Annotated in this window: 31 protein-coding genes; 11 read left to right on the forward strand and 20 right to left on the reverse strand. The window is 38.1% G+C overall.

What is annotated here, in order from left to right:
- Nucleotides 1-24 precede the first annotated feature (24 nt).
- Both FN831_RS23315 and FN831_RS23320 read right to left on the reverse strand, forming a co-directional pair.
- Complete coding sequence (locus tag FN831_RS23315; RefSeq protein WP_142530612.1) at nt 25-246, reverse strand: protein kinase family protein; 222 nt, start codon at nt 244-246, stop codon at nt 25-27.
- Nucleotides 247-560: 314 nt separating this feature from the next.
- Nucleotides 561-1,394 (reverse strand): carbonic anhydrase family protein, encoded by an 834-nt coding sequence (locus tag FN831_RS23320; protein WP_142530613.1) that lies wholly within the window; start codon nt 1,392-1,394, stop codon nt 561-563.
- Between the two features lie 705 nt (nt 1,395-2,099).
- On the opposite strand from FN831_RS23320, the gene FN831_RS23325 reads away from it, so the two are divergent.
- The 6 genes from FN831_RS23325 to FN831_RS23350 all read left to right on the forward strand — a co-directional run bounded on the left by FN831_RS23325 (nt 2,100) and on the right by FN831_RS23350 (nt 5,825).
- A complete protein-coding gene (locus FN831_RS23325) occupies nt 2,100-2,462 on the forward strand; it encodes a response regulator transcription factor (RefSeq protein ID WP_142530614.1) in 363 nt (120 codons plus the stop codon).
- 33 nt (nt 2,463-2,495) lie between these two features.
- Nucleotides 2,496-4,022, forward strand: coding sequence for a PAS domain-containing protein (locus FN831_RS23330; protein ID WP_246101717.1), 1,527 nt, complete (start codon nt 2,496-2,498; stop codon nt 4,020-4,022).
- A gap of 16 nt (nt 4,023-4,038) precedes the next feature.
- Entirely contained in the window at nt 4,039-4,401 is a 363-nt protein-coding gene (locus FN831_RS23335; protein ID WP_142530615.1) for a response regulator, read from the forward strand.
- A gap of 5 nt (nt 4,402-4,406) precedes the next feature.
- Nucleotides 4,407-4,781 carry a response regulator gene (locus tag FN831_RS23340; protein WP_142530616.1) on the forward strand — a complete coding sequence of 125 codons (375 nt, stop codon included), beginning with the start codon at nt 4,407-4,409 and terminating at the stop codon, nt 4,779-4,781.
- Nucleotides 4,782-4,857: 76 nt separating this feature from the next.
- Nucleotides 4,858-5,388 (forward strand): DUF892 family protein, encoded by a 531-nt coding sequence (locus FN831_RS23345; RefSeq protein WP_142530617.1) that lies wholly within the window; start codon nt 4,858-4,860, stop codon nt 5,386-5,388.
- A 212-nt stretch (nt 5,389-5,600) separates the two neighbouring features.
- Complete coding sequence (locus tag FN831_RS23350; protein WP_142530618.1) at nt 5,601-5,825, forward strand: hypothetical protein; 225 nt, start codon at nt 5,601-5,603, stop codon at nt 5,823-5,825.
- Here FN831_RS23350 and FN831_RS23355 read toward each other — a convergent pair.
- The 3 genes from FN831_RS23355 to FN831_RS23365 all read right to left on the reverse strand — a co-directional run bounded on the left by FN831_RS23355 (nt 5,807) and on the right by FN831_RS23365 (nt 8,343).
- On the reverse strand, nt 5,807-6,709 hold the full coding sequence (locus tag FN831_RS23355; RefSeq protein WP_262711900.1) for a Brp/Blh family beta-carotene 15,15'-dioxygenase: 903 nt from the start codon (nt 6,707-6,709) through the stop codon (nt 5,807-5,809). The two genes, FN831_RS23350 and FN831_RS23355, sit on opposite strands and share 19 nt — an antisense overlap.
- Nucleotides 6,710-7,403: 694 nt before the next feature.
- Nucleotides 7,404-7,622: a hypothetical protein gene (locus tag FN831_RS23360; RefSeq protein ID WP_142530620.1), complete on the reverse strand. Its 219-nt coding sequence runs from the start codon at nt 7,620-7,622 to the stop codon at nt 7,404-7,406.
- 148 nt (nt 7,623-7,770) lie between these two features.
- Nucleotides 7,771-8,343: an NAD(P)H-dependent oxidoreductase gene (locus FN831_RS23365; protein WP_142530621.1), complete on the reverse strand. Its 573-nt coding sequence runs from the start codon at nt 8,341-8,343 to the stop codon at nt 7,771-7,773.
- Nucleotides 8,344-8,429: 86 nt separating this feature from the next.
- On the opposite strand from FN831_RS23365, the gene FN831_RS23370 reads away from it, so the two are divergent.
- Complete coding sequence (locus FN831_RS23370; protein WP_142530622.1) at nt 8,430-8,804, forward strand: winged helix-turn-helix transcriptional regulator; 375 nt, start codon at nt 8,430-8,432, stop codon at nt 8,802-8,804.
- 1,275 nt (nt 8,805-10,079) lie between these two features.
- On the opposite strand, the gene FN831_RS23380 is transcribed toward FN831_RS23370, so the two are convergent.
- The 10 genes from FN831_RS23380 to FN831_RS23425 form a co-directional block, all read right to left on the reverse strand.
- Entirely contained in the window at nt 10,080-10,286 is a 207-nt protein-coding gene (locus FN831_RS23380) for a hypothetical protein (RefSeq protein WP_142530623.1), read from the reverse strand.
- A gap of 51 nt (nt 10,287-10,337) precedes the next feature.
- The gene (locus FN831_RS23385) at nt 10,338-10,904 is read right to left on the reverse strand and encodes an RNA polymerase sigma factor (RefSeq protein WP_142530624.1); all 567 of its coding nucleotides are present in this window, start codon (nt 10,902-10,904) and stop codon (nt 10,338-10,340) included.
- 153 nt (nt 10,905-11,057) lie between these two features.
- Nucleotides 11,058-11,339 (reverse strand): hypothetical protein, encoded by a 282-nt coding sequence (locus FN831_RS23390; RefSeq protein WP_142530625.1) that lies wholly within the window; start codon nt 11,337-11,339, stop codon nt 11,058-11,060.
- A gap of 206 nt (nt 11,340-11,545) precedes the next feature.
- Nucleotides 11,546-11,836 (reverse strand): hypothetical protein, encoded by a 291-nt coding sequence (locus FN831_RS23395; RefSeq protein ID WP_142530626.1) that lies wholly within the window; start codon nt 11,834-11,836, stop codon nt 11,546-11,548.
- A 90-nt stretch (nt 11,837-11,926) separates the two neighbouring features.
- Nucleotides 11,927-12,202 (reverse strand): helix-turn-helix domain-containing protein, encoded by a 276-nt coding sequence (locus FN831_RS28500; protein ID WP_142530627.1) that lies wholly within the window; start codon nt 12,200-12,202, stop codon nt 11,927-11,929.
- A gap of 166 nt (nt 12,203-12,368) precedes the next feature.
- A complete protein-coding gene (locus FN831_RS23405) occupies nt 12,369-12,656 on the reverse strand; it encodes a hypothetical protein (RefSeq protein ID WP_142530628.1) in 288 nt (95 codons plus the stop codon).
- 175 nt (nt 12,657-12,831) lie between these two features.
- A complete protein-coding gene (locus FN831_RS23410) occupies nt 12,832-13,242 on the reverse strand; it encodes a hypothetical protein (RefSeq protein ID WP_142530629.1) in 411 nt (136 codons plus the stop codon).
- Nucleotides 13,243-13,630: 388 nt separating this feature from the next.
- Nucleotides 13,631-13,879, reverse strand: coding sequence for a Rossmann-fold NAD(P)-binding domain-containing protein (locus FN831_RS23415; RefSeq protein ID WP_142530630.1), 249 nt, complete (start codon nt 13,877-13,879; stop codon nt 13,631-13,633).
- A 1,042-nt stretch (nt 13,880-14,921) separates the two neighbouring features.
- A complete protein-coding gene (locus FN831_RS23420; protein ID WP_262711901.1) occupies nt 14,922-15,143 on the reverse strand; it encodes a cation transporter dimerization domain-containing protein in 222 nt (73 codons plus the stop codon).
- A gap of 44 nt (nt 15,144-15,187) precedes the next feature.
- The gene (locus FN831_RS23425; protein WP_142530632.1) at nt 15,188-15,382 is read right to left on the reverse strand and encodes a hypothetical protein; all 195 of its coding nucleotides are present in this window, start codon (nt 15,380-15,382) and stop codon (nt 15,188-15,190) included.
- A gap of 185 nt (nt 15,383-15,567) precedes the next feature.
- Between FN831_RS23425 and FN831_RS23430 the strand changes: the two genes are divergently transcribed.
- Nucleotides 15,568-15,792 (forward strand): hypothetical protein, encoded by a 225-nt coding sequence (locus tag FN831_RS23430; RefSeq protein ID WP_142530633.1) that lies wholly within the window; start codon nt 15,568-15,570, stop codon nt 15,790-15,792.
- Between the two features lie 120 nt (nt 15,793-15,912).
- On the opposite strand, the gene FN831_RS23435 is transcribed toward FN831_RS23430, so the two are convergent.
- On the reverse strand, nt 15,913-16,281 hold the full coding sequence (locus tag FN831_RS23435) for a helix-turn-helix domain-containing protein (RefSeq protein WP_142530634.1): 369 nt from the start codon (nt 16,279-16,281) through the stop codon (nt 15,913-15,915).
- A gap of 329 nt (nt 16,282-16,610) precedes the next feature.
- Here FN831_RS23435 and FN831_RS23440 point away from each other — a divergent pair, with 329 nt between their 5' ends.
- The 3 genes from FN831_RS23440 (at nt 16,611) to FN831_RS23450 (ending at nt 18,556) form a co-directional block, all read left to right on the forward strand.
- The gene (locus FN831_RS23440; protein WP_142530635.1) at nt 16,611-16,790 is read left to right on the forward strand and encodes a hypothetical protein; all 180 of its coding nucleotides are present in this window, start codon (nt 16,611-16,613) and stop codon (nt 16,788-16,790) included.
- A 787-nt stretch (nt 16,791-17,577) separates the two neighbouring features.
- The gene (locus FN831_RS23445) at nt 17,578-17,877 is read left to right on the forward strand and encodes a hypothetical protein (RefSeq protein WP_142530636.1); all 300 of its coding nucleotides are present in this window, start codon (nt 17,578-17,580) and stop codon (nt 17,875-17,877) included.
- Between the two features lie 397 nt (nt 17,878-18,274).
- Nucleotides 18,275-18,556 (forward strand): hypothetical protein, encoded by a 282-nt coding sequence (locus tag FN831_RS23450; RefSeq protein WP_142530637.1) that lies wholly within the window; start codon nt 18,275-18,277, stop codon nt 18,554-18,556.
- 70 nt (nt 18,557-18,626) lie between these two features.
- Here the strand turns inward: FN831_RS23450 and FN831_RS23455 are convergent, their stop codons facing one another.
- From FN831_RS23455 to FN831_RS23470, 4 genes are all read right to left on the reverse strand, one after another.
- Complete coding sequence (locus FN831_RS23455) at nt 18,627-18,860, reverse strand: helix-turn-helix domain-containing protein (protein WP_142530638.1); 234 nt, start codon at nt 18,858-18,860, stop codon at nt 18,627-18,629.
- Nucleotides 18,861-19,169: 309 nt separating this feature from the next.
- The gene (locus tag FN831_RS23460) at nt 19,170-19,445 is read right to left on the reverse strand and encodes a hypothetical protein (protein WP_142530639.1); all 276 of its coding nucleotides are present in this window, start codon (nt 19,443-19,445) and stop codon (nt 19,170-19,172) included.
- 2 nt (nt 19,446-19,447) lie between these two features.
- Nucleotides 19,448-20,143: a hypothetical protein gene (locus FN831_RS23465; protein ID WP_142530640.1), complete on the reverse strand. Its 696-nt coding sequence runs from the start codon at nt 20,141-20,143 to the stop codon at nt 19,448-19,450.
- Between the two features lie 245 nt (nt 20,144-20,388).
- Entirely contained in the window at nt 20,389-21,540 is a 1,152-nt protein-coding gene (locus FN831_RS23470; RefSeq protein ID WP_142530641.1) for a hypothetical protein, read from the reverse strand.
- Between the last annotated feature and the right edge of the window lie 553 nt (nt 21,541-22,093).

Consider the following 22,093-nt stretch of genomic DNA (forward strand, 5'->3'; position numbering starts at 1 on the left):
GAAACTAATGATTTACATCATCTGCTAATTGTATTCATGGAGCTTCACCTCTACCTCTTTCAGTTTCTGGTCCATCTCTCTCACCTGCTGATCGAGAATCTCATAATAGCTGTTTGTATCTTCTTCGGTATTGTCCTTCTCTTTCAGCAGCGCGCAGATAGCCAGGATATTGGCAAGTGGTTTTCTTACTTCGGCATCTCCGATAGCTTCAACCAGCTCCTTTTCGGCTGTCGGAAGATTATTCAAGCGTCTCAATATATATATTCGAGCCACCCTGACAATCTCCTGACTCCCAGATATCCTATGCTGATTTAGTGTATTCCCTATGTCTTTAATTTGGGAGTCATAACACGAAGAAAGCAGGAAACGGTTATAAAATAATTTCGTTAGTTGTTTCTGTTTGACCAGATCGTCTGATTTGCTTTCCAGAAGTGTAAGAAGTGTGTCCGTATGGTATATTTCATGGGCAGATGTACCAATGTTTGCCAGGATTATAAAAAGTTGTGTGAGGATCAGATTTCGCAAATTTTTAAGCATATATTCCAGCTGATACAAGAACATTACAGACCCAATTCACGAATCTCTACTTTACCGGAATTCATATCGTAGACGCCACCAACGATCATAATTTCTCCCTTTGATTCCATTTCCTTGAGGACGGAGCTCCTTCTGCGTATCGCCTCGATAGACAATTTAACATTTTCATCGCACACCTCCTCAACAAAAGCTGGATTTGATGAAAGGGCTTTACCAGAGAATGAAGCTTTGGAGCTTAGCACTGCAGGCTGAATTTTCCGGAGCAGAGCAGTGATATTTCCGAGCTGAAAACCATCAATAGCAGATTTGATTGCACCACAGTATTCATGCCCTAGCACGAACACAAGTTTTGCACCTGAAACTTTGCAGGCGTATTCCATACTGCCCAGAATATCTTCATTGATGATATTGCCGGCAACCCTTACTACAAAGAGATTCCCTATCCCACTATGAAATATATCTTCCACTGGTACTCTTGAATCCAAACAGGACAGAACAACCGCTTTAGGATATTGTCCCAGGGATGCTTTTCTGACTCTAGAGGTAGTATTACGAACAGTCAGGTTATCTTTCATAAAATCGATATTACCTTTCTTCATCCTTGCAAGCACATCAGCAGGCTTCAACCTTGCCTGCTCATCCTTTGTTAATATATCAGAGTTCAGGATATCCTCTCTTGCAATCTCTACGCTGTCGGCACGATCATCTGCGGTATGTTCAACGGTCGCCCCCCCCTGTTTGCAGGAGCTAAAGAGAATTATTGTAATGAACGCAGACAGTAAAGAATTCCTCACCAGGCCGGTTCCAGACCGCCGGGGAAAGCTGATCAGGTTGCTAAGGTTGGTCAGTGTTTTCATGTTCAGTAGGTTTATATCAGGTATCTTGAATTTCGCATCCGTTTTGCAACAGCTATAGCATGCTTCTTACAAGATAGTTACTCTGGCATAAATTTGCAATTGAAATATCTTTATCTTGTGAGATAATTCATATTCATGATTACATGTCTCAACAATCTGAACAATGTCCTTCTTTATTGTTTATGGAGTAATATTTGTAACCTCTCATCTAATAAAGCATTCATAATCATGAATTATTGTATATGAATAAATTTGCTCTAAGATTAAAGCCCAGTATAAAAGATTTGAAGCATCAATTCTCTATAGGCACTTTCTAAAACCTGCATAGTCATTATTTCTGCCTGTTTACCAAGTGACTAATTAGCTAAGCCTGTATCCAGAAATCTGCGCGCACAGCGCTTATTTTAAATCAGCTTTCAACGGGGCAGAGAATGCCTTTTTATAATTCAAACGGACTATTTTAACAGCACCACAAGTTCTGAATTCCTCTCCTGGTTCAATCATTTATAATTTGAATTTCCGACACCCTGGGATAATATCACTCAAAGTATTAAATCATAGGGTGATTTTACAGTGTTTTCGTGTTTCGATGTAAGTACAAATGAAATTTGAAGTTATGTTTTGAAATGCTTCAGGATATATATAATTTTCAAAACAATTTTTAACGTTTTCCATTATTTGTTTGAATCAATTAATCCAAGTCTTATGGCGAAGCGCATACTTATTATTGAAGATGACCCTGGTATACTGGAATTGCTGGAACTGATATTTGAATCAGACGGATACATTGTAGATTCTTCATTAACCGGAAAGTCAGTGAATGAGATCATGAAATTAAATCCTGACCTTCTGGTCATGGATGTACGGATTGAAGGATATAAATTGACAGGAGATGAAATATGCGCAGAATTGAAGGCTTTTATTCCTCCCAATGGGATACCGGTCATGCTCTTATCTGCGGAAAGAAATTTGCCGGAGATAGCCCTGGCCTGCAATTCGAATTCATATATGAGGAAGCCATTTGATATTAATGACTTACTTGAAACAGTAGGCAAATTTTGGAAATAACTGATTTTATAACTCATCTAATAAGAATTTACGTTGACAGAAGATATCATCAATAGGGCTGCTTTAACAGGGATAGATCAGACACTCTTTTTCAGAGTGGTAGAATCTACAAATACAGGTATAGTGATTACAGATAACTCGCTCCCAGACAATCCGATCATATACTGTAATCCTGCATTTGAACAAATGTCTGGTTATAAAAGAATTGATATTATAGGCCATAATTGTCGCTTTCTGCAAGGAAAAGACCGTAAACAGGCAGCCCGGGGAATTGTGCACGAAGCAATATCAAATGGTCGAAGCTGCGTTGTTGAAATTAGGAATTACACCAAAGAAGGAAAGCTTTTCTGGAACGAGCTTTACATCTCTCCCGTTACGAACGATGAAGGCGTTGTTACCCACTTTATAGGCATTCAGAATGATGTCAGCAGCAGAAAGAAGTCCCAGCTTGAACTTGAAAGGGTGCAAATTGAAACCGAAAAACTCGTTATAGAGCGAACAAAAATGTATCAGGAAAGTCAGGATTTTATGACGAGTATTGTTGAAACCCTGCGGGAAAGCTTGCTGGTTATCGATCATGACTTTACTATTTTAAGTGCCAATGCCCACTTCCTCAATACTTTTAAAGTCAGTATTAACGAAACGAAGGGCAGGTTATTGTACGATCTCGGTAACGGACAATGGAACATTCCTGAGCTAAAACGAATGATGGAAGATATCCTGCCTACCAATAATCCTGTACTTGATTATGAGGTAGAACATGAATTCCCCCATATAGGCAAAAAGCTGATGTTGTTAAATGCCCACCGCGTTGAATTGGAGGGCCAGTATAAAAACTGGATATTGCTCGCTATAGAAGATATTACCGAGCGTCGAGCAGTGCAGCAACGGAAAGATGATTTTCTTTCAATCGCCAGCCACGAACTAAAAACACCTCTAACAACAGTGGTAGGTTATCTTCAATTAATGAAAAGGCTCATGCCGGCAGAAGCAAGCGAGAAATTCAGGTCTATAGCAGATAAGACTGAGAGATATGTGCACCGTCTTAATCATTTGCTTTCAGATTTACTGGATGTATCAAGGATTCAGACCGGAAACATTGAGATCCATAAGGAACCATTCGACTTTGATAAAATGTTGATTGAAACCATCGAGGGCATCAGGGCTGCCACTCCACAGCGGGAAATCCTGTTAAAGGGTAGTGTTGAATGTCAGTGTAATGCCGATGAATCACATATTATCCAGGTGGTATCAAACCTGCTTGGAAATGCGATCAAGTATTCACCTGATAATACTCCCGTAACTGTACAGGTTACAAAAATAAGTGATGTGATCAAATTTTCAGTTACGGATAAAGGTATTGGCATCACTGAGGCCGACTATGCTAAAATCTTTGATCGTTTTTATCGAGTTGCCGAAGTTCAGCGGCATTATTCTGGTATGGGTATTGGCCTTTACATTTGTCAGCAAATCATTTTAAACCACGGCGGTACTATCTGGGTCGAAAGTAAAAGAAACGTGGGATCAACATTTAATTTTACGATACCCATACAAGGTTAAATAAAAGGCGTATTCAATGAAAGAAAAAAAAATATTAATTTGTGACGATGATCATGGTATTCTGGAAATGCTGGAAATGGTCCTGGAAGAAGATGGTTACCAGGTGGTCGTAGAAGCAAAGAGTATCAATGCGCTTAATAGAATAGCAGAAGAATCACCGGATCTGATACTCCTTGATATCTGGATGCCGGTGATCACAGGCGATCAGATTTTAAGCCAGCTGAGGGCTGATCATACGAAATCCAATATACCGGTATTGATGTATTCTGCCAGTACGGATGGTAAACTTATTGCAGAAAAATACGGGGCAAATGGTTTCATTGCCAAGCCATTTGACCTGGAAGACCTCCTGCATAAAGTTTCCGGTCTTTTAATCTGATCAACATGACACTATCTGCGCCAAAACGAATACTCGTGATTGACGACGATGAGGATGTCATGGAAATTCTCCGCATCGCACTCATGGATGAAGGCTTTGATGTAATTTTCACGAATAAAGCAGGAGCAATTGCAGCAATAGAAAAGTTATGCCCTGACCTTGTATTGCTCGATGTTCAGCGATCAGAGCTACCGTTGATGGGCACTGAAATGTGTAGCAAGCTTAAAAAACGTCATGTACACAATCATATGCCACTTATTCTGGTATCCTCAGGTACCAATCTGGGAACACTGGCAAAAGACTGTGATGCCAATCTTTTTATCAGCAAACCTTTTGATATTTTCCAGCTGCTGGTGCACGTAAAACGATTTCTTGATTAATTCCGCCTCACTATTTCTAAAAAATTATTTCTGAGCCTTACGTCCTTTCCATATATTTGATAATTACACCGCACGGATGGAAGATAACGCCAAAAATTCAAACAAAGACAAAAAAATTCAATTGGGTCATGATAAATTAAAGATCTTTTTTGTAACTCACCTTGATAAAATATATGCAGCAAAGGCGCATCTGGTACAAAACCTACCTTCCCTGATCAATCAGATATATTTTACCGACCTCAGATCAGCGATAACAGAAACGTTGGAAAATGTAGAAAAACAGCTGGCAAGGATGGAGATCATCTATAGCATCCTGGATTCGGAAATAGCGGCAGGCAGCTGCACAGGCTTAATTGGTTTAGTCGATGATGCTTTCGAAGATATCAATACCTATTCTGCAGATCCTGAGCTCAGAGACCTTTCTATAGCATTTTATATGCAAAACATTGAAAGTATGGAGGCATCTTCCTTCCAGGTCCTGCAGATGGCAGCTGTTAAAATGAAAAACGACCAGATCAAACAGCTTATATATGACAACTACAAAGAAGCAAAATCGGACCGCACCTTGCTTTTGCTTATTACAGCAAAATATATGATAGCAAAGTAAACGAGAGCCCCGGCTGCAGGCCATTTATATAATGGCACTCTTTATTTATTTACTGTCGTCAGGAACATTGAACATTTGATCACCTCCAAATCTTACGGGGAGTGTATCCTGGTACTTGAGTAAGATCGCACACATCTCGTAATTTTCACAAGCTTCGTACTATTTGATCAGATCTAGTATTCCAGGTTATGGGCATCCTTAATCAACCGGAGATGGAAAAGTATACATTATATAAATCTGAAATAGAGGGCAGATATAAAGAGATCGAAATTTATCCTAAAAGCTCTCCGGTTAATGAATATCTCATGTACTGGGATGGATTTGAAGTCGGAACAATTCAAAAGCGGGGAAAGAAGTGGTTTACCAATTCTGTGGATCTGATACCTGTTGTAAACGAGATCGGTACCTTCATAGATGCTCATGGTGTGTTTAACTGACGATACATTTGGTGCATCACCTTCATATGCGGTGCAGTAAGTACGGCCAATCCCAGGATTGTATACAGGACTAAATCGTTGTGATCTAAAAAGGCGAAAGCTGCCCAACCCAAAACTGCAACTCCCAGCAGGGCGATGATACTATTTTTAAAGATTTCTTTAACTAAGAAAATGGGATGGATGGGTTCCTCAGCTGAAAGGTATACTGTAATTTTCTTCAGTGAAATGAGGGAGTGCCAAATTACAAAGTAAAAACTAAAGCTCAACATTAAGGGTAACTCATAAACGATGGCAATTAAAATGACAAGCAGGATCAACTGAAGCCAATGCCTTTTAAGGAGATGCTGATGGTAAGCAAAAAACAAAGTGCCGCTGCAAATAAATATGGCCAAAATTCCCCCCAAAATAGCTGTACTGTTATCGGTCATCCAGGTTAATATCTGCACGGTACCGCTATCAGGATGAAGCATTGCTAAACCTTCGCATACGTGATGAAAATCCGGAAGAAGAATTACTGCGAGGATTAACAGGCCATAAACAAAAATGAAAATATCTCCGGGCAGTGTTTGAATATTCAAACACTGCAAATCTGTTTCTCCGAAATGGTAAGCCGCCAGCAGTAAGAATAAAACCAGTCCGGTTAAGGGAAACCAAATCATCACCAGCAGAAATAAAAAAATATTTCCGAGGTACAGCAGGTTGAACTTTGCTTTTGAAAAGATGTGGTTCGTATTCCTGGAATGCTGACCGGCCACCAACAGATCTGCTCCGCCGTGAGGAATTCCAAGTACGATCACTCCGGATAAAAAGAAAATAAACTGCGCTTGCTCAGGTACCGGATATATATATGCGTTAAAACCGGATAAAATTAGTCCGGAGATCACAATCAATAACCTTAACAAAATTTATAGAGGTGTAACATTTTGTAATTCACGTTTCAAAGATAGGCTTTTCTGGTATTGCGCAATACCCCTGCCGGTCCTGCGTTACAGACTATTAATAAATAGGTACAGGAAAAATGCCTGATTCGTTGTAATCAGGATCAATTTTTGCATATTCGGACGCTGTAAGCAAAAAAAATACCGGCTTTAAGCGAAAGTTTTCTGACAGCAGAGCAATGTGCCTCAAATTATACTTTGCTGTAGACCTCGGATTTTCAACATTACTGATAAAGGAAGCCGACACTTTGATGATTTTGCCAAGTTCCTTTTGGGTTAGCCGCATTTGAAGCCTAAACTGTGTAATTCTGTCTATAATAAATTGCTCTAAATGTAGCATCATCTGTATTCGGTAATCGTGACAATTATTTGTTTGGAGTAATCAGCAACAATATAGTGATATGTGTAGTTTAATTCATTTTTTTTTGAAAAAACATGAACAAAACTTGTATTTCTTGTCACTCCCTCCGTGGATAGCGGTATGCAAAACGTTTTCGAGACCATCGCCTAAAGCAGAGATTTTTGCAGATCTGAATCCAGTAACCAGGAAAAAATAATCATCCACATGATATATTATTCTCAGTAATATAATCTCAATTCTGATCATGCTTTCAATTCAAGATGACAGTAAACACGGCAGTTAGAGAATGTGCTTCTGAATGTACATACCAATCTCCTGGGCATGACGGTTAAGGAACGGAGAGCTTCCTGCCCAGACTATGGTACCTACATCTATACCCAGGTCTAAACGGTAAACGAAGCCCACTGGCAGATCTTCCCAGAAAACATAATAATGTCCCTGCGGATCACATTCCAATAATTCAATGGTTCTTTGGCCTAAGGTAAATTGATATGGCATACATAACATGTTTGATATTACTACATACGAATAATTTCAATAAATTGTTCTGATACAACATTACGGAGCCGGAGGGATCATCCTCATTGCGGTTGCTTTTCTAAAGTATTAAAATAAGTGTTGAGTAAAGCCGCTTTTAACTGAGTTACTAAGGTACTTCATGTAGGGTTGCAAAATTATCAAGTTCAGTTAGTCGCCTCAGTAATCTTTTAGCCTGATCTTTTGCTTTGTTCTTCACATCATTTATTGTATATCCGGCTACCAGAGATGTTCCATGAAAATACACTGGATCAACATATTTCATTTGTGCATAATAAGCTGTTTGCTCAAGACTTTTACAAAATTCATGTATGCGGAAATGATGATCGCCTAATGTGGTATATTCGCTTTCAGGGGCACCAACAGTAAAACTCGGTAAAAAATTTTTGCCCTTTAATTTGTCTCCTTTTGAGCCATAGGCGAATTGGTATTCAAATACCGAATCAAACCATAATTTCAAAATGGCTGGCATATTATACCAGTAAATTGGGTATTGAAAAACAATCGTATGATGTCTTAGCAAAGCATCCTGCTCTGCTTTTACGTCAATTTTGTAATCAGGGTACAGGTCATGAATATCCCTGGTTTCGATTTGCAGCTTGCTTTTCCGAACCTCTTCCATAATGGTTTTGTTAGCCAAAGAAGTTTTAAATTTTGGATGTGCTAAAATGATAAGTGCCATACTATAATAATTTTAGTTGCAAAACTATCTATGGTAATCCTATATTGCAATAACTATCCAAAAGGATAGGTTAGAAATTCTTCAATATGAAAACTGAATGTTTTGGTAATTACATCAAGCTAAAGGGGAAGAAATATCCATGTACGGTAAGTCTCACCATGGATTTAATTGGCGGAAAATGGAAAGCGGTTATTCTTTACCACCTTAAAGACCATGAAAAAAGATATAATGAACTCCGGAAGGAAATGCCTGCAATAACTGAAATGACTTTAAGTTTGCAACTCAAGCAATTAGAGCAGGACGGTTTAATTTCACGAAAAGTATATGGTGAAAAACCACCGGTAAAAGTTGTGTATAGCCTGACTGATTTTGGTAAAAGTCTATTTCCACTTTTAGAAGCAATAACAAGTTGGGGAAATCACACTGCCGAATTACATGGAGAGTTTGTGCAAGAGGCTTAGAACATGGTATATTAAAAATCGTTCATAATTATTTGATCTAATAAAGAAACCGGCAACGTAAATAGTGATTGACAACTCATCAACCCGGTGGCAGTATGCTAATCAGGAAAGTGCACTTTTTCTTAAAGAGAATTGCCACTGAAATTCAAATCGAGCGTATGAACTATCTTAATTCAATCTTTTAAATTCTTGGGATTATAACAAAAACAACGCTAATTTACCGCTTTAGATAAGAATATAGCAACAAAATATAGTCTGTAGTAAAAAAGGTGTTACAGTGGAAACTGTGAAACTACAATTACGTATGTATAAAAAACCAAATTTTTAAACGTATGAATAAGTTAACATCCTTTGCATCTGTTCGCCAGGACGGGCATAAAATACACCATTTTGAAGAAAGGGTAATGGCAATTCAACAAAAGCATTATTATTGGTTCAGCAGACAAAGCTGTCCAAAAGTGGGCAGTTGTCAAAATTTGCTGCTTAGTCACATTGACTATATTCCAGATTTTAATGATGGCCTTGAGATCTGTATAAACGAGACAATTCCGTCCGAAATTCGTTGGGAGTGTCAGTCCGCTTTTTATGAGATCTTCAAACCTTTTTGAGGTCGGTTAATGCAAAGTTTACGCTTAGATCAGGCACCGTCTGCGATCATCAGAATGCACACCAGGCCTGCTGTAAAACATCCTCAGCCAGTTCTTGGCATAGCCAGCTCTACCGTATCAGCAGTCACTACAAAATGATGTACCGTCGGCATTCCATCTCCTGTCAGTTTCTCACTGTTGAAATACTCCTCCAGTAAGTTTTCAAGGCGGTAAAGGACCGAATGCCCTGACTTTTTACGGGTTATTAACTGCCTGTGGTAAAAGCGGTCGGCATAAGTTAACAGCTACTCCAGCTGATTTGTGGTTACTATAATTGTCGTTGTACTAGTTACGATATAAATGATGAGTATACTGCAATCTAGAACGGGATCGGTTCTTGATCCTCTCCTTAATCAGAAAAGTTATCAGTTCATCTGCGGAGACATCAACTACATTCAAAACATCGAATACCCGATTCATGGGCAATCTCATGTTTTTTGCTAAAAATTCAATATTTGCGCCATTATATGGAAGCAATCTTTCGTTCCTGTGTGAGTTACAAGTTATATTCATAGCGTTATAGGTATGGAATCAAAACTTTATTCTCATAACTTTTGTTTTGGTTTTTCTAAAAAGATATAAACAGAATGCTTCAAGGCGTCGAAACAGAATTCAACTCAATCAGCCGTTAAATATTGGATTGTTCAATATACAAACAAATATCCTGGACATGACGGTTAAGAAAAGCAGAGCTTCCAGCCCAAACTGTGTTGCCCACATCTATACCCAGCTCCAAGCGGCAGACAAAGCCAATCGGCAGATCTTGCCAAAACACATTATAGTATCCGTGGTCGTCACCGTCTAATATTTCCAGGTCCCTCTTCCCTATGGTCATTCGATACGGCATATATATTGAGCAGGCTTGACTTTCTAAATACGCTTTGCCTCAAAAGAATGCACGTAAAGTGTTCATTGCCATTCTGTTTCTTGTTTTAACAGTCCCAAGAGGCACATTTAAGGCTTCGGCCACTTCCAGGTGCGTGTACCCATTAAAATAAATAAAATCAATCACTTTTCTTTGTGATGCATTCAGACCATCTGTCAGAGTTTTTAAACCGATTGCCTCTACATTAAAGCATGAAATTTGCAGAGGCCGGAGAATATCTTCATCAAGCTCCTCTACATCCAATTGATGAATACTGTGCCTTGCGGAAGGGCTTTTCAGGTTATCCAGAGTTTTGTTTCTTGCAACTCTTGCCATCCATGTAAATAGTCTTCCCTTATCGGGATCGTACAGATGCAGGTTCTTTGATATGTTAATAAAGGTTTCCTGCAGAATATCCTCAGCCTCTTCTTTGTTTTTCATCATTTTTAAAATTATGGCTAAAAGCGCGCTTTTATAGTTGTAATACAGGTTCCGAAATGCGGGTTCACTGTTTTCTTTAAGCCCTTTTAATAATAGGGATTCATCTGTATTGTATTCCTGCGGGTGTGTGTAAATATTACTGGCCATATTTGACGTAGATATCACATCAATAACCCTACAATTCCAGAAATGTTAGACAAAAAGAATGACCGTGCTGTCACATATTGATGTTACACATACCGCTGGTTTGGGCGATGTAAGTTTCCTCCTGCATCAGCCCCACCGCGGTTGCTGTTAATTCTAATTTTCATCTTCGGGTACACCTGGTTCTGGATCGGTATTCTCTTCAATGTTATTCAGATCTGGCCTGTTGTTATCGCCTTCACTTTCACTCACTGGTCCATCGGAAGGTAGCGAATCATGGTCCGGCAGCGGATCTGGGTCATTTGAATCCTGGGTGTCCAGGTCAGTGTTTCCTGATTCCTGTGGCTGAACCGTGTCAGGATTTTGGTTATTAGTATTCTGATCTTCTCCGGTAGTTACCTTGTAACCCTCCTCTTCAAGTCTTTCAATTTCTTCCATAACTATGTTTTATCTTTTCCATAATGTAATTACAATAGCTAAACAGCCAAATCAAACGCTGGTTTCCACTTTTGAAACAAAGGGTATAAATCTTGACAGACAGTGTTTGTACGGCATAGTCATTTTTAATAACCAATCCTGATAGCAAGAACATCTTCCTGTACTGGATATATTTTGAACAGAGGATAATACTATTTTCATGAGCCTCAGAAAACTATATCAATAATCAGATCTCCTGTTTCGTTATAAACGAGTTGATGATATTCAGCAATCGAGCGCGGAACGGTATTTAACAGCTGTCGGTGGGGGTCCTCAACGAGGGAAATGTTATCAAAATTTTTATATGTCTTCAATACATAAGCAGTCGCAACCTCTGTGGGCGTATAACCCTGGGCAGAGATCTTTGTTTTAACCTCAGCGGTCATATGATTTACAATGTAAGCTTTAAGCATCATGCAACGCAGGCGCTCAAATTCGAAGTTTGGATCCTTTTCCATTTTATAGAGCAGATAAACTGGTTAATAATTTTTATAGAATATGACCAATCTACGTTAACTGAATAAGAAAAGTTTTTAATAACGAAATTATTACATTATTAGATGTAATGTTGCATGAGAATCCATGTCTTTGCCAGTAGGGCGTTCAATTGTTAGTAACCAGTCAACCTTCACATCTAGAACGACAGCAATCTGAAAGAGGCATTCTAATGTCAACCCGGTGATACCAAGTTCAATTTTACTGTATGTATTTTGTGATATAGATAGTTTTGCTGCAACATATTGCTGCGTGTAATTGCGGTACTTGCGTACCCTTTTGATGTTATTGACTACATTTTTTACCTTTAGCTCAATGTTACGGTCCATATATCCGCCGCTCTTTATTGAGTTGAAATTATCAACTCGTTCAAAACTAAAAAATTGTTATTTAGCCTCACACGGTATACCTTATGCGGCAGTGAGAAGATAGACTCTGCCAATTTGCCTTTTGACTACGGTACAGGCAAAAGAGATTGTGTAAATGCTTCCTCAGTTATGAATGTTTTTCAACAGTAAGGAATACCGAATCAAATGCTTCCCGACATTCTTTTCTAATATCGGGGTGTAACTCATCATCCAGAAACAAGGCTATGTCATGATTTTCATCATAAAAATAACGGTAAAAATTATAAATCTTATCGGGTGCTAAACCTGATACCGGATTTATACGGGCATAAAACCAGGCTTCGTGCCTTTCCTGAATCTCATAAATGATCGTTTCAAATTCCTCACGATCTTTAAAGTATCTTGGATCATACAGGACCTCAATGTGGGACTTCATAATAATTGTTTTGTAGGCTATCACAAATAATGCTCCATTATTTCTGATCAATAGGATTTGAGTTTTGCTGTGATGTCGCTTATCGATTTATCTGATTCACCACATCCATTGTTCAACCCTTGAACAGCAACATCAAGTAGCAGTTGTCAAGGCAGGCCTGATATCAAATGGTAATTTAATTTTTAACGCGTTTATAACCTTCAGATGAAAACGAATCCATTCTTGCACCACATTCATCCCGCAAAGATGTGATTGTCAAACTGTCTTTCTTAATTATGTACTTGTAGGTACCCACCTCATCGGTACAGGGGCTTCCACCACTAATTTTTTTCATCGTCAACGTATCTCCACTTACATGGCAGTATTCTGTTTCAATAATATCCAGGTCGATGGTAATGAGCAACGTATCTTTTTTAAAATGAAATACTACCTCCCGAGGGTTCGGAACAAAAGCTATTCCTTTCCACTTGGTGTTTGTCAGCTGATCATCAGACTTCGACTGCCAGGAAACACTGCTGAGAGAAAGTAGCAGTATGGCTGCTATGACAAGGGCAAAAGCTTTTTGGTGTAAAATGGTCTTGATCATTGGGAGGTAGATTAAAGGTTTAATACTAAATACGCTGATTAGCAATGATACTTTTCTGCTGTCACATAAAGTTAGTTCGTACAGTCACTTTATGCAATAGCTATAACTGGCTATTTTTACATACATTTATTCAAAGCCTCCCGCCGCAAAGTCTTTCTGATTCCAGGAATCCAGACAGTTTGAATGTAATGGTTACGATGCTTAATCCTGAAAAGGAGATACCTTAGTAAATTCAAACCAACTACTGCATACGAAACTGGATGTTATAGATTTAGATTCTATTGAAAAAGCTTGAAAGAAGGAATTGAAAAATTCGTTAGGGTTGACGTTCTGCTAAACAATGCAGGTTACGGTGCCTATCGAACTTTAGCATCTTTTTCCAATAAATTCAATCTGTATAAACTGATCTCGGCAACCCTTGTAAATCTGCTGGCCGTCTACCCAAAATGGTTGTCAGGTCTTTACCTTCATCGTCAAATTCTCCTTTGCGCATTGAACCTGAAAAACCATCGACCACTTTAAGCATCCTTTCCGGCGCCCCTTTTGCCCTAAGTTTTGCAATGTAAGATCCAGGATCCGGACAGAAATATGAAACATTTTCCCCTTTGATAGCTGAAAGGATACGGGCGATGTCCATGAAAGAATAATTTGCTGAACGGTGATACTACGACAATGTTGAAACATTGGCCCTTCCATTTACCGGAATGCTGAAGGGAAATATTGAACCTTTGGCAATTTCACTATCAACCCAGATTTTACCGTCATGCCGCTCAATGATTTCTGCACTTAAGTATAGAATTCGACCAGTCCATTTCCCGCATCAATGCGCCCATTTCCCCTCCGCCTATTAAAAAAGGGCAGTTTGCATTTTTTGAGTGAAAGGCTTGAGACATCGTCATAAAAGTAAGACGTATTTTTTAATTTTATTTTTTTGTCCGACAGAGTAGTTAAATCCCGTACTTTTATTTGGGAGCACCATTTATGCCATCCTGTTTTGGTAGTGCAGACCGATCTTAAAGGGTCAACTGTTATTTGAACACATTAAATTAACACCATGATTATTGGCTGAATAACTTTTTTTACCTCCCTACCTATTTTGTATTTGAAAATAACCTCGTTAAATTATTTTTGGTAGTTGTACCGATGTTTCCGGAATATAAAAGTAAATGTTGCGGCTAAATACTGACAAAAAGAAAAAGGGACTGTGATCTATGATCATGGTCCCTTTCATCTAAATTAACGCTCTCATATATTAAAGCGTTCAAAATCATGAATTATTGTGTACACATTAATTTATTTATAAGGTTGGATATCTTATGAAAGAGGGATCAAACCGAACTATGAATTACAAACCAACCGGGAGATGGATAATGCCTATCAGTCCAATTGATTTACCTGCTGGATATTCAAGATTTTATGGTTCCCCAAATAGATGCCCTGTCGATAAAAAACAAAAAATGTATAGCGTACAGTGAATTTGTACAGTTTTATAGCGATCCCCACTTTCCGCGGATAGCAAATCCCTTATCGATGCAAATAGCGATGTACCATATATTGGTGAAAAAGAGATCTAGTACTTTTCTTTTTTTACTAATGATTACTTACCTGACAACAAAAAGAAATGTATCGCCGACCAGTGACTTCATTTAAATTTCAATACACCCAGTTGAGGAAGTATTTCAAATATATTTACCGCATTTCTGATCATCCATATAAGGTTCAACATGGATAAGGGTATCTTTAATATGCAACCCTGAATGGAGCATCAAGTCTTTCACCTGATGAGCGGTTTCATGAGCAGTATAAACGTTTGTATTTCCGTCTATTTCGATATGCATATCTGCATAATAGTCCATACCCATCTTTCTTACAATACATTTTTCTACCCTTTTTACTTTAATATGCTGTGCTTATATTTATAGAAATTGTAGGATATCTCTTTTTCCTATATATTGTTATCAGAAACATTTAATATCTGATCATACACCAGTCGTGGAAGAAGTGTATCCTGGTACGTGACTAAGATCGCACACATCTCATAGTTTTCACAGGCTTCATAATATTTGATTAAATATGCAAGACGCGAATCAACATTATCGATCCAATCTCTAAAATCTTCAATTTTCCCTTCGGTGTCCATAAAACATTATTTAAAATCAAGTTATACAGTTTAACCATCGGTATTTACACCTAAGGATGTGTTATTCAATTCAGGCATCACAATGACTGGAATGGCTATCAAAAGAACATCCATGACTGTAATTTTTAATCTCACAAAAACCATTTCTTTTCTTATAGGTTTGAGGTTTCCTTGATCACTATGTAATGGAAAAATATACTTTATATAAAACGGAAATAGAGGGCAGATACAGAGAGATAGAAATATATCCTAAAAGCTCTTCAGTCAATGAATATCTGATTCATTGGGATGGATTTGAAGTCGGAACAATCCAAAAGCGTGATGAGAAGTGGTTTACAAATTCTGTGGATCTGTTACCTGTTGTAAACGAGATCGGTGAATTCATCGATGCTCATGGTGTATCCACATGATGATACATACGGTGAGTCAGCTGCATAGGTTGTGCAGGGAGTACAGCCGATCTGCTGCTGAAACTTATCATCTTTGAAAATCAGCTTATTATACTCATAGACGATATCCTATCGCATTCTTCATCTTGATTTGGCGGTCATACAGTGAGGCTGCAAACTGCAGTATAGTTCCATAACTTTTCGTTGTAACCTTGCTATTTCTTCAGCCTGCCGGATGTTCATCCTGGCTAAGGATTCAAGTTCCGCCGTTAGTTCCGGACCACCAGAATTTCCATCCCTTATTAAAAGTTCATGTATGCCGATCTCAAAGAATTCGGCAATCTCCATTAAGCGCCAGAGAGGAATACCTGTCAATCCGTTTTCAAGCTGGGAAAATTTACCCGCTTTCATTTGTAATTTCTTACAGATTTCCCGTTCTGTAAAGCCTGAATTTAATCGCAATGCTCTTAGTCGTCTACCAACAAACTCGGTAATAAAGTAATTTATCATATTCGCATGTAAATAATAATAATTCTGCAAATTTATCACATAAATTAATATTTGTATAATGATTTTTAAATAAAAACACTAATAAGTGGGTTTGCAGGCTTATTAATTATACACCCTATAAAGTCTGCGTTAGGTTTGAAAGTTCCATGTGTAACCGGCATCAAACCCTATTCCCTTCCCAAACAATAATTATATATGAATTTTAAAGGCGTCCGTCGAGCACCCAGAGATTCGAAAGTAACTTTGTCTAAATATTGGGACTTTTGTCCCATTTCATCTTTAGTTAAGGTGGTAAATTTGTTACTGAAAAACACTTAAAGGATCAGCTTATGAAAACAGAAATCAAAGGCATGTCGGATGATGGAAAAGATCGTGAGCTAGTAAAAATCCAAATTCAAGAATGCATCCAGCAGATTAAAACAACAGCAATTGTCATTCAGCAGATAGAAGATAAACAAGCAAGGGACGACTTCAAAATGAGAGGAGAAAAACTATTCCTGGATGATTAGCGATAGTCATGAAGCAGGCAGTTGTCCCATCTGCTACTCATTCTAACCAGTTTCGCTACAGATCAGCTTATAGGATGACACCGTGTGTGCTGCCTGCACTTTTGTAGCAATAATAGTGGGCTCCCTCCTACAGTGATGGTGAGCGCAGTCATTTTCCATAGATGCCAAAGCAAACTTATAAAGGGTTTGCAGGCCACAGATGAGCCTGGGTTGAATTATAACCCAAATACGATGTGCAATCTGATTGTTGAAAACTCACATGAAAACAGTATAAAATGCTAATTTATTTAGTAATATATTTGCTGTTAAAGTTTACGAGATGGAAATAGATCGCGCAATTAAGAAAGAATTAGTTTTAATGCTAATGGAATGGGTGGATAAAAGCCGGTTAAAAGCTCACTTGCCTCCCGAGTGTTATTTTATCATGTATTTGAAGGATGCTTTATCATTTCATTTTGCACATCTGAGTGAGGAATACCAGGCCAAACATGTATTACCAGACCTCAAGGCCTATTCAACAAGTTTCCTAAATCATTTGATGCCCATTTTGAAACAGTGGTGCATGAACAATGATTTGCTCAGCTTTGAATTCACACTGTGGTTCAATTTCGGTGAACTGAATTATCAAACATCCAAAAGGGTTTTTATAAAAAAGGATGACAAGGAATACAGAGAATATTTGGACAATAAATCCACTTAGAGGGCCTGGGAGGAACTGATGACCCTGTTTAAAACATCCTTTTTGATACAACTCTAGATACTAACCTTAATAGCACAATTTTGTAAAATGGGTTTCAATGAAGACCAGCAGGCAGCACATTTCACTAACATCAATATTTTGGTGAAAGAAGCCTTGCGGCATAAATGCTGGATATATAGCAGCACTGAAAAGATTTGGTATTCTCCCGAAGAGTTCATGGCCAAATACAAACACTCCTCTTATAACCAGGCCTGGTTTGCCCAGTTTAAAGTCATGAACCCTATGGCAGGACTAAAAGCGGCAGAAATACAGGCGCAAAAGTTGAACGAGAAAAAGCTAGCCTTTCAGCAGCGTGTATTTGAATACTATCAAAATAAACTGAAATAGAATTTGGGAGCTACTGCCACTCACGCAAGCAGAAATATAAAAGCTATCTAATTTCGACTCAATTGGTGGCATAAATTCCAGTGTTGATATTTTTTTTGGGACTCAGTTGGAATTTCCAGGGGAACCGATAGGGTCCGCTTCATTGACTGACCAATACGTTAGCCAACTTAATCAAATTCCCTCCGTTTTTCCACTGCCGGAAAACTACCTGTAAAAATAAACCCTCACCAGTTCAAACTGGTAAGGGTAAAAAATTAACTAACTGTTTTTCGTAGGATGGACGAACAATCAAAACCCATTACTATGAAATTTGTTTTATAATAATGTTGCATTACAAAGTCCACAACCAAGTAGAGTAAAAATATGGGATACAAACCGGTGAAATAAATTTAAGATAATGAAAATCAGGAAAGCTCCTACACTAATAGCAATAATAGTATTTGTCATTATAACAGGATTTTATTCAACGTACGGAGCTTCTTCCGACAACTGGTCGAAGATCGGATTTCCGTTCCCATTTTATATTTATACTGAAGGGAAAGTGGGTAATTTAGGACCAAGAGATCTGATTCAGACAGGTTTCAATCCGGAATACTTCATGCTTGATCTGGTAATACTGGGCATTCTGGTCTTGCTCTTCGACTACCTGGCCGTAAAGTTCAAAGTGACTAGATCCTAGTACTTACTTTGTGAACCGTTGTATTTCTCAGTCCTGCATAAATCCTTCTTTCAAACCAAATTATCAGGCTCTATTCAGCTCCGTCCTGATTAAGGAGGCTTCTCACCGAAACATCAAGAATAATTGCAATAGCGATGAGCCTGTCTAGTGTAATCTTGCTATACCCCAGCTCTATTTTACTGTATGCATTTTGAGAGATGGAGAGTTTAGCAGCCAGATAATCCTGGGTAAAGTTTCTTTCTATTCTGACTCTTCGAATATTGGCCGATACGGTTTTGCCTGTTAGATTGTTATTATTTTTCATTTAACTTTTAAAAGAATTAATGAGTGTTATGAACGAAAATAATTGGATTTTGGATTTTGAAACAAAACCTTATCGGGATTGAAATGTAGGATATTCTGAACATAATAGTGTAATATAGATTTAACCTCGTTAGAATGCAAATTGATCAAAACATGGGAGCCACCGGCTAAATAGATACTACTACAGAGATTATTAAAACAAGGATAAGCGATAAAATAATAGACGACAGCCAGATCTCCTGTGAAAAATGTTGTTCAGCAATGTTGGATTTGGCAAGACATAAAAACAGGTATAGCTGGATAGTTTTACTTATACTTTTCTTATAAACTTCAATTTTACAGCCAGATAATTTACCATCACTATCAAAATCAACAACACCAGTAAATCTAAAAACAAGTATTTAGGGTAAAATCCCTGACTGGTATAAAAATTTGGATCATCTGATTTCGCCTCAGAATAAGCATAAAAATTGAAGGGTATCCCATATTTTAAATAGCCGTCTGCCAGTACATTATTTTCAGATAACCATATTGTCAATGCTATAAATATAAGGGTCACATCAAGACAGAGGAATATTCTTTTCATGATCACTGATTTATAATCCCAGACCTATAATTAATAATTATTACATCAATTTGTTCCGGTACTATTGTAGTTGATGTAGTATTATGCATATATCTACTTTTTCCTCCAAACATTACATTGGTACTATCTTTAGTACGTTGTCTCATTATTGGAAACTGTTGGTTTTTGGCGTATGAAGAGGCAATGTTCAAGTCTACGTGTACCAGACCAAGTGTATGACCAAACTCGTGTGGTAGTGTGTTATTATCGAAGCCTTTTATAATATTATCAACTTTTGACTCGTTTAACAACACATCACTTCCTCCCAATTTATTAGCCATACCATAATATTGATGCATTTCCCCTACATCAGGAACGATATTTAATAAATGCTCGTTGTTCATCCGTTGGTTTACATTCGAAATGATTCTATATACAATTGATAACGACACGTTAACCAACTTTTTAACAGGTATTGCTATACTTTTATTTCTATAAAAGTCTAGACCGCTCCTAACAGTATCGTAATTATAGGCATCTTTATAATATGAGATTTGATAAGAACGTTTCATTTGACCAGTCAGTACGTTACCCAATTTAATCAAATTTGTTCGTTTTTCTTTAGTAGAATCGCATATAGACAGTCCTAGTCTGAGATCAACACGGATATTATGTGCGTATTCTTTAAGGTCGACTGTCCAACCACCATTTTTGCTCATACATTAAACATATTTATGTCGTTAGAAATTTATAAACAAATATCACGCCCTAATTTATATAAAAAAACAACTGGTTTCCGATCGAGTCTTAGCTGTTTAGTTGGTTACCCTTTTTCTAAATGGTATCAGGAATTCTACGCTACCTAGTCAGTTATCTCAGCTCTCTCAACTTCTTCGGCCAAGTAGTCAATTTGAAAAACACCAGCGCTGTGTTGTTTGCCGTTGCGTGGGGTAAAACTCACTTATTACCGCATTGTATTCCTGTGCTCTTCCAGATTATACTTTCTCACAATTTGATGGATAACGTTATGTAAATGCCGCACTGCTACCGCAGCGTCATTGGTATCAGCACTTTGTGTTTTATTTTTGATACTGGTTGCAGACAAGGGCCCAGGATGATTTTTCGTCATTACATGATCCGCTATAAAAGAGTATAGATTTACATACGTATCGGTTGTGAAAGTGTTGGAAGAATGTGCCGCACGTGCGATGATCGTTAATACATTCACGTTCATGTGTGCCGTTATGAATGGTTTTTTAGGTAAGTCGGCCAAATGATCTGTGTTACTTTGCTTCTGCTCAAAGATGCGTTCCTGCTGATATTTCACCATTTCTTTAAGCATTGTTCTTAAAGGCCTGTCAGAGTCATCAAAAGCTAAGCCCTTGTGCTGTGGTTTATGACTCAAATTTTGCAGGCACAGAGTCGTCTCCATCTCAAGGGAGCTTCTTTGTTGTTTGTGCTCTGCTTCTGAAGGATACATTGCAGAACAGTAGGTTATAAAGGGTAGAGAGTTGAAATTGATATAAAATAATTTTTCAATCAACCGGGTCTGTAAGCTTCGTTTCGACTCTTCTTTACACAGTTCCTCCAGTCTGTCACAAAACTGATTGTAATAATAAAGATCTGAGAACGTATGGATTCGGTACCCATTTTGTTTGATATAGTCTGCAACTAATCCTGCCAACGCCGGATCTGCTCCATTACTGTCCATTAACTTCTCCAGCTCTTCTAGCATGGACATCCGGGCCTGCACTTTTTCCGTCCTCAGATTAGCGGGTACAGGCAGGTTGATATTGAAGTGCAGTTTAAATTCGGTTGTTAAAAAATCAAGCAAGCCATTGGTGGCAAGAGTCAGCGCTGAGCCTGGAGCGCAATAAATGTTGATATCATTGCTCAAAGATGAAATCTCAAACTGCAGATATCCAATGTAATCGGCGCGTGCTGAATGATTTGTATCCAGTGCATACGCCGCCTGCCTCACAGCGGTCCGTATCTTCCTGCATTCATTCTTGACAAGGTCAGAAAACTCCCGGGTTTCACAGAATAATCTTCTCTCGTGATCATCTGAGATGTAGTCAGACAGAAAGCCTTTAAGACCATTTAAAATCGTATCCATACAGTTTATATTCAGGCAAAACAGCCTTCTCCTTATAAGAAAGACAGTTAACAGCACAAAGCTAAATAATAGTTATTATTATTTCAAAAAGAAATTTAAACCATATCAGACACCCAATATTTGCGAATAAAGGTAAATACAAGCGCTTTTCTATTCAATTATTTGATAGTGAAGACACCCTCAGACACTTGACCAGCTATCAAATCTTTGCTTCTTTTGGAGCCTCAAGGCGAAAGCTCATACCTTATTAAGATGTCCAGGATAACAATTGACTACGATATGTATAGGCTTTGATAAATTCCAGTCTCAAGATGGGAAGGATAAAACAAATACCAATGAATAACGATCTCTTATTTAATACACTATCAGGCATTTCTTTTCTGAGCGCGGATTTCAAAGAATACCTCTCAGAACATATCATTTACTATATCTTTCAAAAAGGTGATCATATGCCCTATTGGGAGTTTCGGCAAAACTGACCCTATCATTCCGCAATTAAACTGACGTTCTATTCCGCTCCAAATTGACCCCTCTGTTTCGGTGCAAACTGACC

Source organism: Pedobacter westerhofensis (assembly GCF_900182595.1).
Classification (GTDB): domain Bacteria; phylum Bacteroidota; class Bacteroidia; order Sphingobacteriales; family Sphingobacteriaceae; genus Pedobacter; species Pedobacter westerhofensis.

Excerpts from the sequence above, each read along its gene's own strand:
- FN831_RS23440 (WP_142530635.1), top strand. The coding sequence starts at position 16,611 with ATGAAAACAGAAATCAAAGGCATGTCGGATGATGGAAAAGATCGTGAG.
- FN831_RS23450 (WP_142530637.1), top strand. The coding sequence starts at position 18,275 with ATGAAAATCAGGAAAGCTCCTACACTAATAGCAATAATAGTATTTGTC.
- FN831_RS23410 (WP_142530629.1), bottom strand. The coding sequence starts at position 13,242 with ATGATCAAGACCATTTTACACCAAAAAGCTTTTGCCCTTGTCATAGCA.
- FN831_RS23345 (WP_142530617.1), top strand. The coding sequence starts at position 4,858 with ATGGAAGATAACGCCAAAAATTCAAACAAAGACAAAAAAATTCAATTG.
- FN831_RS23350 (WP_142530618.1), top strand. The coding sequence starts at position 5,601 with ATGGAAAAGTATACATTATATAAATCTGAAATAGAGGGCAGATATAAA.
- FN831_RS23465 (WP_142530640.1), bottom strand. The coding sequence starts at position 20,143 with ATGAGCAAAAATGGTGGTTGGACAGTCGACCTTAAAGAATACGCACAT.
- FN831_RS23370 (WP_142530622.1), top strand. The coding sequence starts at position 8,430 with ATGAAAACTGAATGTTTTGGTAATTACATCAAGCTAAAGGGGAAGAAA.
- FN831_RS23380 (WP_142530623.1), bottom strand. The coding sequence starts at position 10,286 with ATGACCATAGGGAAGAGGGACCTGGAAATATTAGACGGTGACGACCAC.
- FN831_RS23320 (WP_142530613.1), bottom strand. The coding sequence starts at position 1,394 with ATGAAAACACTGACCAACCTTAGCAACCTGATCAGCTTTCCCCGGCGG.
- FN831_RS23430 (WP_142530633.1), top strand. The coding sequence starts at position 15,568 with ATGGAAAAATATACTTTATATAAAACGGAAATAGAGGGCAGATACAGA.
- FN831_RS23325 (WP_142530614.1), top strand. The coding sequence starts at position 2,100 with ATGGCGAAGCGCATACTTATTATTGAAGATGACCCTGGTATACTGGAA.
- FN831_RS23395 (WP_142530626.1), bottom strand. The coding sequence starts at position 11,836 with ATGGAAAAGGATCCAAACTTCGAATTTGAGCGCCTGCGTTGCATGATG.
- FN831_RS23390 (WP_142530625.1), bottom strand. The coding sequence starts at position 11,339 with ATGGAAGAAATTGAAAGACTTGAAGAGGAGGGTTACAAGGTAACTACC.
- FN831_RS23425 (WP_142530632.1), bottom strand. The coding sequence starts at position 15,382 with ATGGACACCGAAGGGAAAATTGAAGATTTTAGAGATTGGATCGATAAT.
- FN831_RS23415 (WP_142530630.1), bottom strand. The coding sequence starts at position 13,879 with ATGGACATCGCCCGTATCCTTTCAGCTATCAAAGGGGAAAATGTTTCA.
- FN831_RS23460 (WP_142530639.1), bottom strand. The coding sequence starts at position 19,445 with ATGAAAAGAATATTCCTCTGTCTTGATGTGACCCTTATATTTATAGCA.
- FN831_RS23335 (WP_142530615.1), top strand. The coding sequence starts at position 4,039 with ATGAAAGAAAAAAAAATATTAATTTGTGACGATGATCATGGTATTCTG.
- FN831_RS23435 (WP_142530634.1), bottom strand. The coding sequence starts at position 16,281 with ATGATAAATTACTTTATTACCGAGTTTGTTGGTAGACGACTAAGAGCA.
- FN831_RS23340 (WP_142530616.1), top strand. The coding sequence starts at position 4,407 with ATGACACTATCTGCGCCAAAACGAATACTCGTGATTGACGACGATGAG.
- FN831_RS23445 (WP_142530636.1), top strand. The coding sequence starts at position 17,578 with ATGGGTTTCAATGAAGACCAGCAGGCAGCACATTTCACTAACATCAAT.
- FN831_RS23455 (WP_142530638.1), bottom strand. The coding sequence starts at position 18,860 with ATGAAAAATAATAACAATCTAACAGGCAAAACCGTATCGGCCAATATT.
- FN831_RS23385 (WP_142530624.1), bottom strand. The coding sequence starts at position 10,904 with ATGGCCAGTAATATTTACACACACCCGCAGGAATACAATACAGATGAA.
- FN831_RS23470 (WP_142530641.1), bottom strand. The coding sequence starts at position 21,540 with ATGGATACGATTTTAAATGGTCTTAAAGGCTTTCTGTCTGACTACATC.
- FN831_RS28500 (WP_142530627.1), bottom strand. The coding sequence starts at position 12,202 with ATGGACCGTAACATTGAGCTAAAGGTAAAAAATGTAGTCAATAACATC.
- FN831_RS23365 (WP_142530621.1), bottom strand. The coding sequence starts at position 8,343 with ATGGCACTTATCATTTTAGCACATCCAAAATTTAAAACTTCTTTGGCT.
- FN831_RS23360 (WP_142530620.1), bottom strand. The coding sequence starts at position 7,622 with ATGCCATATCAATTTACCTTAGGCCAAAGAACCATTGAATTATTGGAA.
- FN831_RS23405 (WP_142530628.1), bottom strand. The coding sequence starts at position 12,656 with ATGAAGTCCCACATTGAGGTCCTGTATGATCCAAGATACTTTAAAGAT.